This is a genomic window from Bacillus sp. UMB0728, from assembly GCF_002858875.1.
GTDB lineage: Bacteria > Bacillota > Bacilli > Bacillales > Cytobacillaceae > Bacillus_AB > Bacillus_AB infantis.
Map to the genome: position 1 here is coordinate 86,146 of NZ_PKLA01000002.1, position 12,249 is coordinate 98,394.

Sequence of the window (12,249 nt, forward strand, 5' to 3'; positions counted from 1 at the left end):
GGGGGAAGTATCACAATGAAAAAATTGCGTATGGCCGGGTTGGCTTCAATCCTTGCATTGTCTGTCGGATTGGCTGCCTGCGGAAATGATTCTCAAGATTCAGAGGAAGGCGGCACGATCGGTGATGGAGTGGATTACAAAATCACTGGCATCGAGCCTGGTGCCGGAATCATGTCGGCAACCAATAAAGCATTGGAAGAGTATGATAATCTGGAAGACTATACACTGGTTGAGTCTTCTTCGGCTGCTATGGCTGCTGAGCTGGACAACGCCATCAAAGATGAAGAGCCTATCATCGTAACTGGCTGGACGCCGCACTGGATGTTCGCTAAGTATGATCTGAAATATCTGGAAGACCCTAAAGGGATCTACGGTGAAGCAGAGAAAATCGAAACCTTCACACGCAAAGGCCTGGAAGAAGACCAGCCAAGTGCTTACAAAGTGCTTGACCAATTTTTCTGGACAAATGATGATATCGGTGAAGTCATGGTTGCAATCCAGGAAGGGACAGATCCTGCCGAAGCTGCTGACACATGGGTGAAAGACAATAGCGATAAAGTAGCCGAGTGGACAAACGGCGCAGAGGAAGTAAGCGGGGAAGATATCTCACTTTCTTATGTGGCGTGGGATTCTGAGATTGCAAGCACCAATGTTGTAGCGAAAGTGCTCGAAAGCATCGGCTATAATGTGGAAATGGTTCAATTGGATGCAGGCCCAATGTTTACAGCTGTGGCCAATGGCGACGCAGATGCGACCGTTTCCGGCTGGCTGCCGCTGACACATAAAGACTATCTTGATCAGTATGGCGACGATATGGAACGCCTTGGTGAAAACCTTGAAGGCGCGAAAACAGGACTTGTCGTTCCTTCTTACGTGGAAGCTGATTCAATCGAAGACTTAGATTAATGAGGCGAGAGCCGGGGATTTCCCGGCTCTTTTTCTGTCTGCACCACTTTAGAAGTTTGAGGGGTTCAGCTGCTTTACGTGCAAAATGCAATGGAAATTTAACGGATTGAAAGTGGATGTACATAATAGAGGCATATCCCTGGATATGTCTCTTTTTCTAGCAATAGCAGTCGGACCAGAACCCGTTTTTACAGTCGCACTCTTTAACAGACAAGCAATTAATAGTGCCTTGTCCAAGCACTCCCCCTCTCCTTGCATATTTTATAAGGAAGGAGGATGAAATATTATGACTGAATTCATCGTGAATTCGGGCCAGCGCATTCAGGATTTTATTGATGGAGCTGAGCCTGGAGATATTATTACTGTGAACCCTGGTACCTATGAGGAACCAGATATTACAGGTCCGACACTGATCAGGATTGATAAACCGCTGACAGTAAGATCCAGTGGAGGGCCTGAAGTGACGTTTTTGAATGGAAACAGTGAAGAAGAGCGTAATATTGTGGTGGAGATTTCTGCAGCCAATGTGGTTCTTGAGGGCTTTACGATCACAAATCCGCTTTACAGCGGTTCCGCGGAAGCTGTTGGAGTCAGGACCCGATTAATAGACCAGGCTGTTGCGCCGAGTGATGTGGAGATTCGCGGAAACATCATCAGGGAAATTGGAACACCGGCCCGGCAGGCAATTGAAGGGACATATGGAATCAGGACGAGTGCGATAGAAAGGCTTCGGGCAGCTGATAATGAAATCTCTGAGATCAGGCATGCGAGTGCCTCTGCACCGGCCATTGGCATTTCTATTGAGGGCACCTCTCAGCAGCAGCTTGCCAATGACGTAACCCTTGAGGGTAACCGGGTTTACAATATTCAAGCCCCGAGTGAAGAAAGTACTGCGGTCGCTGTGAAAAGAGAAACGGCAAATGTCCTTGTACGGGGGAATAGAATTGAGGCACCTGAGGGAGGTGCTGCCAATGTGAAGAGAGGCATCGTGACAAGCCCGGAAGTAAGAGGCCGGGTAGAAATCGCGGAAAATGCCGTTAAAGGGGCCACTGATGCCGGAATGAGGCTCGGAAGCCCGGCAGAACAAGTGGTGACAAGGAACGAGATTCTAGAAAACAGAATTGGCATCTTCGTCGAGGCTACTGCAGTGACACCGCCAGTGATTCAGCTTAATACATTCAGCGGCAATGAAGAGTGGGGGTTATTCAACGCCTCTGCTGTAACTGTCAATGCGGAAAACAATTACTGGGGACCTGCCGGGCCGAACACACCTGGCGGGGATGACATCGGAGGGCCGGGCCCGGTTGAGTTCATTCCTTTCCTGCGGGTGCCGCCTGGAGTGCCGTTCGTTACTACCGGGCCGATTGCCAACCTGCCCTCAGCAGGCCGGCCGATTAGCCAGCTGTATGTTGTATTTGAGAACGTCAGTGACACGGAAGAAACGGTCAGGATCGAAGGCTATTATCTGACTGACACCCAGAATCTCTATGTGCTGGAGCTGAACCCGCTTGCGCCGGAAAGCTCACCGGGCTCCACCATCACAAGAACCTATTATGCCAACTTTGATTTATTTGAACTCAGGTTCTTCCCTTCCAGTGACAGAGTCCTGATTTCTGTCTGGGGACTGGACCCCGATGGCCAGCTGGCCGGAAAGCGGAGCCTGGTAAATAATGAATTGACCAGGTTCAGCTAAGGAAAAATTGAGCCGGGGGGACAGGTCCTCTGGCCCGTTTGGGCCAAGGGACCTGTCCCCCCGGCCTGTCACCATTTTGTGTTACCTTTTCCTCGCTCCTTCGTTTAATAAGTGAACGAATAAAAGCGAGGTGGCAGTCTATGTTAAATTACTTATGGCTGGATCACTGTTCCCCAATTCTCGGACAGCTCCCGGCACCGTTCAAGTCCTGTGCGATCCTGCTTCATCCCTTTGTCAGGATGCCTGCCGGCTGGACAGCGGCACAGCCTGATTCAGAGGACGTTTTTTTAAGTGGAGAAGAGGCCCTGGAAAAAGGCCAGCCTGTACCATGGCAAAAGGTGATGAAGGACAGCGGGCTGAATTCACTTGATGAACTGGCACTCGCCTTGCAGACGGCGATTGTGGGATTGAGGAAAGAGTATGCACGGAAGGATTTAGCCGAAGCTCTGGATAATTATATGGATCCGGACCTTTATTTGCCGCCAGAGGACCAGACATCTGTATTTCTGTTGGGGAGTCTGTTGAATGTTCTTGGGTCAAAGCAGGCGGAAAGCATTTATTATTCCAGCCCCATCCCGTTGACAGAAGGTTCCATGCCGTTAAAGGAAGCTGCTCCTTTAGGGATTCTCGGGCTTTCAAATGCGGAGCTGATCATCACCGATCAGCAGATGGATTACGCTTTTATGAGTGTAATAGATTCTTTCATCACACTGTTTCTGGCCAAAGAGACTGATATAGAGCACATCATCCGGTCCAGCAAATGGGAAGCTATCATCTGCGGCAATAATACCTGCTTGAATTGGTACCTCCAGGAAAATCATACCTGACATAGTGCCCAGGACGAAGGATTGACAGATTATTTATATAGTTGTAGACTATTAGAGAAAATTAAATAAGACCTCACTTTACCAGTGAGGTAGAGGCGCGGTGTTTAACAGTCTTTAGCGGAGCTTGAGAAGCGATGATGCTAGGGAGAAGGAAATATCGCCGAAGCGGGCACATATATCTCAGTATTGCCTGCTGGGTCTGCAGTTAAGAGCTGCAGGACTGTCTCAATGGGCTTCCCGGCTTATTGAGTTGTGCTATCTCATTTAGGGAAAAAAAGAGGACTTATGGGCATATGTATATAACGACCTAAGTTAATCTTAGGTCGTTTTTATTTTGTTCTCATCATACAAATATAGGGGGAGAAAACATGAAAAAAGCTTCATTATTTTTAGCGGGTATGCTTTCGGCAGTCCTTTTGCTGGCCGGCTGCGGATCAAGCACAAGTTCAGGTTCAGATTCAGGGTCATCGGAAAGTGATACGTTCAAGGTTGGCCTGGAGGCAGGCTACGCTCCGTTCAACTGGACGCAGAAAGATGATTCCAATGGCGGTGTAAAAATCAAAGGCTCTGCTGAATATGCGGGCGGCTATGATGTTGAAATTGCAAAGAAGATCGCTGACGGGCTTGGCAAGGAATTAGAAATCGTTAAGACAGAATGGGATGGCCTTGTGCCGGCGCTGACGTCAGGCAAGATCGATGCCATCATTGCGGGGATGTCGCCAACGGCAGAGCGCAAAGAGACGATCGATTTCTCTGAGAACTACTATAACTCCCAGCTAGTTATGGTCGTGAAAAAAGGCGGAAAATACGAAAACGCGACTAGCCTCAATGACTTTAACGGAGCTAAAATCACAGCTCAATTGAATACATTCCACTATTCCGTGATTGACCAGATCGATGGTGTGTCCAAAGAAACAGCGATGGACAATTTCCCTGCGATGAGGGTTGCATTGGAATCCGGAATCATTGATGGATACGTGTCTGAGCGTCCTGAGGCAGTCAGTGCTTCTGCTGCCAATGACAATTTTGCGATGGTTGATTTTGAGGAAGGATTCGAAACTTCCGAAGATGATACAGCAATCGCTGTCGGGCTTGAAAAGGGCAGTGAACTCACAGAGAAAATCAACGAGATTTTAAAAGGCATTTCAGAAGAAGAGCGTACCACTATCATGGATGAAGCCATCCAGAACCAACCAGCAGCACAATAAGAAACGCATAGAGCCGGCTGTAAGCTTACAGTCGGTTTTATGATGAATATAGAGGGGGAGAAAGATGAGCTTCGATTGGATCGTTAGAATCATCTCTGAAAACTGGCCGATGTTCCTTCGGGGAGCTGGGATCACGCTTCTTATTTCCTTGATCGGAACTATCATCGGAGCCGGCATTGGCTTATTGGCGGGAGTGGTCCGGACCATCCCGGCACCAGAGCGCGGACCCAAAAAAATCTTGCTGAAGGTGATTAATTTCGTCCTTTCAGTATATATCGAATTTTTCCGCGGAACACCAATGATCGTCCAGGCGATGGTCATTTATTATGGATCTGCTTTGGCATTCGGCGTTGACATCAATGTCCTGGCAGCGGCCATCATTGTTGTATCCATCAATACAGGGGCCTATATGGCTGAAATCGTCCGAGGCGGAATTGTTTCCATTGATAAAGGGCAGTTTGAAGCAGCCCAGGCCATCGGGATGAATCATTATCAGACGATGTGGAATGTCGTGCTCCCGCAGGTCATCCGCAATATCTTGCCGGCAACAGGCAACCACTTTGTCATCAATATCAAAGACACATCTGTCCTTAATGTTATATCAGTATCGGAACTATACTTTATGACCAAATCAGTAGCAGGGAATAATTTTAGATACTTTGAGTCATTCTTTGTGGCGTGTGTCATTTACTTTGTCATGACCTTCATTGTTACAAGAATCCTGCGTTATTTTGAACGGAAATTAGACGGCCCTGACAATTTCGATTTGCTGGGCAAAGGTGAAAATAATCTGTAAGGGAAGGGGGAGCGGCTATGGAAAAAGTCATTGAAGTTCAGCACTTAAGCAAATCCTTCGGCACAAATCTGGTATTGAAGGACATTGATTTTTCAGTCAGAAAAGGAGAGGTGGTCACGATTATCGGCTCCTCGGGATCCGGGAAATCGACCCTCCTTCGCTGCATTAACCTGCTGGAGAAGCCAAGCGGCGGCCAGATTATCTATAATGGCGAGAACATCCTCGACGATAAGCATGATATTTTTGCTTACCGCCAGAACTTAGGGATGGTGTTCCAGCAATTCAACCTCTTCAATAATCATAATGTCCTGAATAATTGTGTGGTTGGCCAGGTCAAGGTGCTGAAACGCTCTAAGGAAGAAGCGGAAAAAGTCGCCATGAAATATTTGAAAGTGGTGGGCATGGATCAATATGTCAATGCCAAGCCAAGGCAGCTGTCAGGCGGGCAAAAGCAGCGTGTCGCCATTGCGCGGGCACTGTCCATGGAGCCTGATGTGATGCTGTTCGATGAGCCGACATCGGCCCTTGACCCGGAGATGGTGGGAGAAGTCCTGAAAGTCATGAAGGAACTGGCCGGTTCCGGTCAAACGATGCTGATCGTCACCCATGAAATGGAATTCGCTAAAGAAGTATCCGACCGCGTCGTCTTTATGGACAAAGGAGTCATTGCGGAAGAAGGAAGTCCTGAACAGATCTTCAATAACCCTGATCAGGAGCGGACCAGGGAATTTTTGAAGCGGACATTGAAAGTGTAAAAGAGCCGGGGGGACAGGTCCCGTGGCCCGTTTTGGGCCATGGGACCTGTCCCCCTGGCTTCATTTCACAAGATTCTTCATCATTTCTTCGTCCATCGGCCCGATGATTTTTTTGCTGACAACACCATTGGTGTCAATGATATAGCTTGTCGGAATCGAGAATACCTGGTACTGCACGCCGAGCTGTCCATCCTGGTCAAGGGGGATGGGGAAGGTTAGCCCATATTCCTGGACAAAGCTTTCAATGGCCTTTGTGCCATTATCCGCATTGGTCAAATTGACGGCAAGGATTTCAACGTTCTTGTTTTTGTTTTCTTCGTAGAATTTCTGCATATGCGGCATTTCAGCTTTGCAGGGCGGGCACCACGTTGCCCAGAAATTCAATATGACTTTTTTGCCTTTATAATCGGAAAGCCGGACGGTTTCTCCCGCAAGCGTCGTCAGTTCAAAGTCTGGCGGAACGGCTCCTTCTTCCGGAACAGATGATGATGCTGCCGGGATTTCTTCTTCTGATGTGCTTATTTCAGCTGCTTCTTCAGGCGGGCTGGACTTCCATACGTTCACAAGCACAATGGCAATCGCGGTGGCCATGATGCTGGCAGCTATTATATTTTTCTTCAATTGCGGCAAACCTCCCTCTTATATGAAAAAAGAATAAAAAGTGCGATCCCTGCACAGCTGTACAGGTCCACAGAGATGATGGTGCCGAAAATGCTGATGATCAGGATCTGCATCATTTGAAACAGGAGAAATACCTGTTTGAACTCTTTGTATCCTTCTGGTTTCCGGAGCTGCAGATAGATGATGAAGCTTAAGGTAAACAAAATCTGGGCTAATAAATGGACAGGGTCGCCCTCCAAATAGATCATGAATGCCTCGTATATAAAAAAGAAGAGACTGAATAAGATTGGCAAATCAGGAAACAGGCTGTTCTTTTTGAGCTGTAAAAAAAGATAGACAATCACTGTAATGATGCCTAAAGTATGTCCTTTGATTCCTCCGCTAAAGAATAGGACAGAAAGGGGATTCTGGAGGAACAGTCCAAAATGGAAGAAGATATAGCTTCCTTTCCAGACAACGATATAAGCAAAAAAAGCATTCCAATGCCAATCCCCGGTTTTCTTTTTCATGATCAACCGAAAAAGCAATGATGCTGTGATAAGCGCCACAGCAACAGAAAGCCATTCCACCTGCATGCTGAGGCTTCCGATATTAACGTAAGACAATTTTCTCACCCGATTCTATAGCGTTAGTCACGTTTTCCGGCTGGAAAGGCAATCCAGAAGGTGTGATGAGTGCCGTCTGTCTCCAATCCAATCTCTCCTCCATGTGCCTCTGCAATTTTCCGGCTGATTGACAGTCCAAGCCCGGCACCTTCAGCTTTCTTCGTGCGCGAGGACTCCAGTCTGTAGAATCTTTGAAAAATCAGCTCTTTTTCGCCGGGATCAATGAACTCGCCTTGATGGATAAACCGAATCATACAGCGGTTTTGCACCCTTTCTGATTCAATCTCAAGCAAGTGGCCTGTATCATAGTCAACAATATTCTGAAGCATATTGGTAAACACTTGCTTCAGCCCATCCCTGTGGCCATCCATCGCAAAAGGGGCTAGGTGTATGTGGACTTCATGGAACCGGGCATCCAATTTCAGCTTGAAGGCAGAAATGGTTTCTGACAGAATCTCATCCAGCCTGACGGGTTCAAATGATTTTTCCAGGAAGACATTGCCCCGTTCCCATCTATCCAGTTCGGTGATCAGTTCGACGATCCGGGTAATGCGGAGCGATTCTTCCAGAAGGGAGCCGAATAATTCCGGATTCCCTTGGATGACCCGGCCCTGCAGTGCTTCCAGGTATCCGTTGATATTTGTCAGGGGGGTCCGGAGTTCATGGGAAATGTCCCTGAGCATGGTATCACGCTGCTGCTGGGCTGATTTCAGGGATTCTGCCATCGTGTTGAAATTACTCACAAGCTGGCCGACTTCCCCTGAAGGCCGGGGGGTGATTTTATCAGGGAACTGCCCGGCATTAATCTCGACAGCAGCCTCTGATATTGATTGGATGGGCCGCAGGATCCTTCTTACAGAAAGATAATGGACAAGGCCCGCGAAGAGGAAAGCGATGATGCTGGCAGCAATGAGAAACCTCCCCAATGTCCGGACGAATTCCTGGCCTTCCATTTCCTTCGCATTGACCAGATAGCAGGCATAATTGTTCACGGACAGGCCGGCGATCAGGATGACGATGACGATGACAAGGCTGTTGACGGCAATCAGCTTGGACATCAGGAGCTGGGCGTATTTTTTAATATGCTTCAAATTTGTATCCCATCCCCCTGACTGTGTGGATATATTCGTTCGGTGTCTTCTCTTTGATTTTTTCGCGCAGATGCTTGATGTGGACATCGATTGTCCTTTCGGATACCGCTTTTTCCTGATGTTCATAGATGAAGTTCAGGATCTGCTCGCGGGAAAGGATTTGTTCAGGATGCTTCATGAACATATGAAGCAATTTGAATTCAAAATTGGTCAGTTCCATCGGCACGCCGTTAAAGCGGGCTTCTCCTTTTACAGGCTTGATGGTCAGGCCGGCGAAGCTAAGCTTTCCGCACCGGCTTGCTGTCCGGCGCAGCACCGCCTCAATCCTGACCATCAGCTCTGCCGGGCTGAACGGTTTTACCACATAATCATCGGCCCCGAGCCTGAAGCCAGCTATCCGCTGTTTTTCGGACGCTTTTGCCGTCAGCATGATGATCGGGACCATGCTTTTCTGGTCGGCCCTTACCCATCTGCAAAGATCTTCCCCGCTCACCAGGGGCAGCATCAGGTCGAGGATCAGGAGGCAGGGGTCATATTGCAGAATCTTGTCCCTCGCCTCTGCCCCGGTCTCCGCTTCCAGCACTTCATAGCCTTCTTTGGCCAGGTAGATTTTCACCAGGTGCCGGATTTTCGGGTCATCTTCTACAACCAGAACGGTTTTTCCGATTAAATAGCTGTTATCCATGTGCTGCCCCCTTACTAAAATTCAAATAAACTATAGGCGGAAAGCCAGGCACTGATTTTTTGCATCTGCCCTGTTAAAATGAACAGCCCGAGAGCGATCATGATGACGCCATTAATGACGGCCAGCTTTGATAAATGCTTGTTGATCTTTCTGATGCTTTTCAGTGAATAAGAAACGAGGATGGAAATGAGCAGGAAAGGTACTGCCATTCCTATAGAGTACGCGGTCAGCAGGTAGACCCCCTGGATGAGCGTATCATGGGAACTTGCCAGAAGCAGGATCGATGATAGGGCGAGTCCGACACAAGGGGACCATCCGCTGGCAAAGGCCATTCCCAATAAGATAGAACTGAAGAGCCCTTTTGGCTTTCGGTCCGACTGCACTTTCTTCTCCTTCATCAGCAGCTTGAGGTTTATTATTCCCGCCATCTGCAATCCAAAAATGATGATCAGAAGGCCGGCCGCCTGCATGACATAAATCCGGTAATCAGCCAGCACCTGTCCCAGCAGGCTGGCAGACGCCCCCAATGTAATAAATATCAGGCTGAAGCCAATAATAAATCCGGAAGATCGGACGAAAAGCTTGCTGCGCTCGACCTGCAGTTTCGCATTCTCAATTGTCCCGCCAGTCAAATGTGTGACATAAGCGGGCAGAAGCGGAAACACACAGGGAGAAAAAAACGATAATATCCCCACAGTCAAAGCGAACCATATACCAATATCAGCCATACTCTTTCACTCCTTTCTTACAGTATCCATGCTCTCTGTTAAGTTTTCGTTAAAAGGGTCCTTTTGTCCCGAAAAAAAATAAGAAGTTTACTGCCGGGCCGAATAAGGGCATAGTTTAATACCCCTACTAGTATTCTAGCATAGGCAAATACAAGCCAATCTAAAGTTTTATTAAAAGAAAGGAATGAAGTCCGATGAATTTTCATTACACCGTCACCACCCGCAAATCCATACAGGAAGCGTTCACTGCATTGGAGAACAATCTGAAAGAGGAGAAATTTGGAGTTCTATGGACATTTGATATCAAGGAAAAGCTCGAGGAAAAAGGATGCCATCTGGATGAAGAGTTCATCGTCCTTGAGGTTTGCAATCCGAAAGAAGCAGAGCGGGTACTGAAGGAAACTAAACTTGCAGGATACTTCCTGCCCTGCAAAATTGTTGTGTATAAAGAAGAAGGCCAAACGAAAATCGGCCTGCCCCGGCCGACATCCCTCATCAGCATGCTGGACCAAAAGCCGCTGCAGGAAATGGCGGAAGACATTGAACAGCGCCTGATCGGCTGCCTGGACAAAAGCGTATAAGAACGAACGAGTAAGGGCATGAAGAATTTTTGCCTGAAAGGAGATCTGCATATGTCTGTAAAAACAATTTCAGTAAAAAAACTTGCAGAAAAAGTGATCAGTGGAGAAGAACTTTTCATCGTGGATGCCAGGAGTACAGATGCTTTTGATGACTGGAAGATCGAGGGGAAGAATATAGAAGTATTGAATGCCCCTTATAAGAAGGTGACAGAAGAGGGGATCGAACCTATTCTGGACAAGCTTCCAAAAAATAAGGAAATCTATGTTGTTTGTGCAAAAGGAAATTCCTCTAAAAAGGAGGCCGAGGAATTCGTTAAAGCGGGATTCACGGATGTTTATTCCATTGAGGGCGGTATGAAAGCATGGAGTGAGCATTTAGAACCGATCAAGATCGCTGATCTGAAAAGCGGAGGTTCGATCTATCAGTTTGTCCGGATTGGCAAAGGCTGTCTTTCATATTTGGTTGTTTCGAATGGAGAAGGGGCGATTGTAGATGCCAACCGTATGATTGAACAATACCAGGATTTTATCCGGGAACATGAAAGCAGTGTCATGCTTAAGTCTCTTATTGATACCCATCTTCATGCGGACCATATTTCAGGGGGAAGAAGGCTTGCCGAGGAGGCAGGCGCGGACTATTATCTCCCGCCGAAGGATGCGGAGGAGGTGGAGTTTTCCTATAAGGAACTTCAGGATGGGGATGATATTTCAATCGGCAATGTTTCAATCAAGGCAGTGTATTCACCAGGCCACACGATCGGCAGCACATCCCTGCTTGTCGATGGAGACTATCTTTTAACAGGCGATATTCTGTTCATTGATTCGATCGGCCGTCCGGATCTGGCTGGAAAAGCAGGGGGATGGGCCGATGATTTGAGAGAGACCCTGTACTCCCGCTACAAGGAGATCCATGATGATGCAGTTGTGCTCCCTGCCCACTATATGTCGATTGAAGAAATGCACGAAGACGGCAGCGTGTCAGCAAAATTAGGGGATTTATATAGCCGGAATCATGGCCTCAACATCGAAAGCAAAGAAAGCTTCCGGAAAGCAGTAACAGAGAATCTTCCTCCGCAGCCAAACTCTTATGAAAAAATCAGGAAAACCAATATGGGGAAAATAGAGCCGGAAGCGGACGAGCAGAGCGAAATGGAAACAGGGCCGAACCGGTGTGCTGTAAGGTAAAAAATTTGTTGAAGGTATGGTGAAGGAGGGCTGTAATAGCCCTTCTTTTATTGGAAAAGTCCTTTGTTTCTCTATAGCGGATTTTTGATTTGCCATGCTTGACATTATACCTAATGGGGTATATTATCAAGCTATAAATAAAAGATAGGGTGGTGGGTATGCTTATTTCAATCATGATGTTAATACTAGTAGCTTTAGCTGCAAGCCTCTATAAGCGTTATGTCCCTGTTCCCCAAGTCCCTTGCACCGGAGACGGCACCCATGATTCTGGCCTGACCATAGTCGATATCAGGGATTATAATAATAAAGCTATAGATATAAACTGTGATTCTGCAGATATACCTTATGCCTATTTAAGGCGTTTTTATAATGAAATCAGTCCAGGCAAAATCCATGTTATCGCTTCTGACCGGCTGGAGCTGAACTTGGGCATCCGGTTTTTGAGAAAGAAAGGATTCCAGGTTGTGAGCTATGAAATGGTAGAACAGCATTCTGGAAGAAGAGGAGATCTGGAACCGGGGCTAAGATAAATTTTCATACCCTTGCAGGTAAAAAACACTGAGGAGGA

General features: G+C 47.4%; 14 protein-coding genes and 1 riboswitch. Of the genes, 9 read left to right on the top strand and 5 right to left on the bottom strand.

Annotated features, from left to right (window positions below):
- The first annotated feature begins 15 nt into the window (after positions 1-15).
- From CYJ37_RS06080 to CYJ37_RS06105, 6 genes are all read left to right on the top strand, one after another.
- Complete coding sequence (locus CYJ37_RS06080) at positions 16-906, top strand: glycine betaine ABC transporter substrate-binding protein (RefSeq protein WP_101548532.1); 891 nt, start codon at positions 16-18, stop codon at positions 904-906.
- A gap of 286 nt (positions 907-1,192) precedes the next feature.
- Positions 1,193-2,599, top strand: coding sequence for a right-handed parallel beta-helix repeat-containing protein (locus CYJ37_RS06085; protein WP_101548533.1), 1,407 nt, complete (start codon positions 1,193-1,195; stop codon positions 2,597-2,599).
- A 140-nt stretch (positions 2,600-2,739) separates the two neighbouring features.
- Entirely contained in the window at positions 2,740-3,426 is a 687-nt protein-coding gene (locus CYJ37_RS06090) for a DUF2711 domain-containing protein (RefSeq protein ID WP_101548535.1), read from the top strand.
- Between the two features lie 82 nt (positions 3,427-3,508).
- Positions 3,509-3,692: riboswitch (Lysine riboswitch) on the top strand.
- Between the two features lie 102 nt (positions 3,693-3,794).
- Positions 3,795-4,634, top strand: coding sequence for a transporter substrate-binding domain-containing protein (locus CYJ37_RS06095; RefSeq protein ID WP_009794663.1), 840 nt, complete (start codon positions 3,795-3,797; stop codon positions 4,632-4,634).
- Positions 4,635-4,698: 64 nt separating this feature from the next.
- Complete coding sequence (locus CYJ37_RS06100) at positions 4,699-5,430, top strand: amino acid ABC transporter permease (protein WP_009794662.1); 732 nt, start codon at positions 4,699-4,701, stop codon at positions 5,428-5,430.
- 17 nt (positions 5,431-5,447) lie between these two features.
- Positions 5,448-6,185 carry an amino acid ABC transporter ATP-binding protein gene (locus CYJ37_RS06105; protein ID WP_009794661.1) on the top strand — a complete coding sequence of 246 codons (738 nt, stop codon included), beginning with the start codon at positions 5,448-5,450 and terminating at the stop codon, positions 6,183-6,185.
- A gap of 60 nt (positions 6,186-6,245) precedes the next feature.
- Here CYJ37_RS06105 and CYJ37_RS06110 read toward each other — a convergent pair whose 3' ends face one another.
- From CYJ37_RS06110 to CYJ37_RS06130, 5 genes are read right to left on the bottom strand one after another with little or no spacing between them, the layout of a single operon-like run.
- Positions 6,246-6,806: a peroxiredoxin family protein gene (locus tag CYJ37_RS06110; protein ID WP_257964187.1), complete on the bottom strand. Its 561-nt coding sequence runs from the start codon at positions 6,804-6,806 to the stop codon at positions 6,246-6,248.
- Entirely contained in the window at positions 6,803-7,411 is a 609-nt protein-coding gene (locus CYJ37_RS06115; protein WP_142385229.1) for a hypothetical protein, read from the bottom strand. Before CYJ37_RS06115 ends, CYJ37_RS06110 begins: the two co-directional genes overlap by 4 nt.
- Before the next feature lie 23 nt (positions 7,412-7,434).
- A complete protein-coding gene (locus CYJ37_RS06120) occupies positions 7,435-8,502 on the bottom strand; it encodes a sensor histidine kinase (protein WP_257964188.1) in 1,068 nt (355 codons plus the stop codon).
- Entirely contained in the window at positions 8,489-9,187 is a 699-nt protein-coding gene (locus CYJ37_RS06125) for a response regulator transcription factor (protein WP_101548537.1), read from the bottom strand. The genes CYJ37_RS06120 and CYJ37_RS06125 overlap by 14 nt, the downstream gene beginning before the upstream one ends.
- A gap of 14 nt (positions 9,188-9,201) precedes the next feature.
- Positions 9,202-9,915, bottom strand: a complete 714-nt coding sequence (locus tag CYJ37_RS06130) for a cytochrome c biogenesis CcdA family protein (RefSeq protein ID WP_101548538.1) — start codon at positions 9,913-9,915, stop codon at positions 9,202-9,204.
- Between the two features lie 194 nt (positions 9,916-10,109).
- On the opposite strand from CYJ37_RS06130, the gene CYJ37_RS06135 reads away from it, so the two are divergent.
- From CYJ37_RS06135 to CYJ37_RS06145, 3 genes are all read left to right on the top strand, one after another.
- Positions 10,110-10,496: a DUF302 domain-containing protein gene (locus CYJ37_RS06135; protein WP_101548540.1), complete on the top strand. Its 387-nt coding sequence runs from the start codon at positions 10,110-10,112 to the stop codon at positions 10,494-10,496.
- A gap of 51 nt (positions 10,497-10,547) precedes the next feature.
- Positions 10,548-11,681 carry an MBL fold metallo-hydrolase gene (locus tag CYJ37_RS06140; RefSeq protein WP_101548541.1) on the top strand — a complete coding sequence of 378 codons (1,134 nt, stop codon included), beginning with the start codon at positions 10,548-10,550 and terminating at the stop codon, positions 11,679-11,681.
- A gap of 158 nt (positions 11,682-11,839) precedes the next feature.
- Complete coding sequence (locus CYJ37_RS06145) at positions 11,840-12,211, top strand: sulfurtransferase (protein ID WP_253618964.1); 372 nt, start codon at positions 11,840-11,842, stop codon at positions 12,209-12,211.
- Positions 12,212-12,249: the final 38 nt, after the last annotated feature.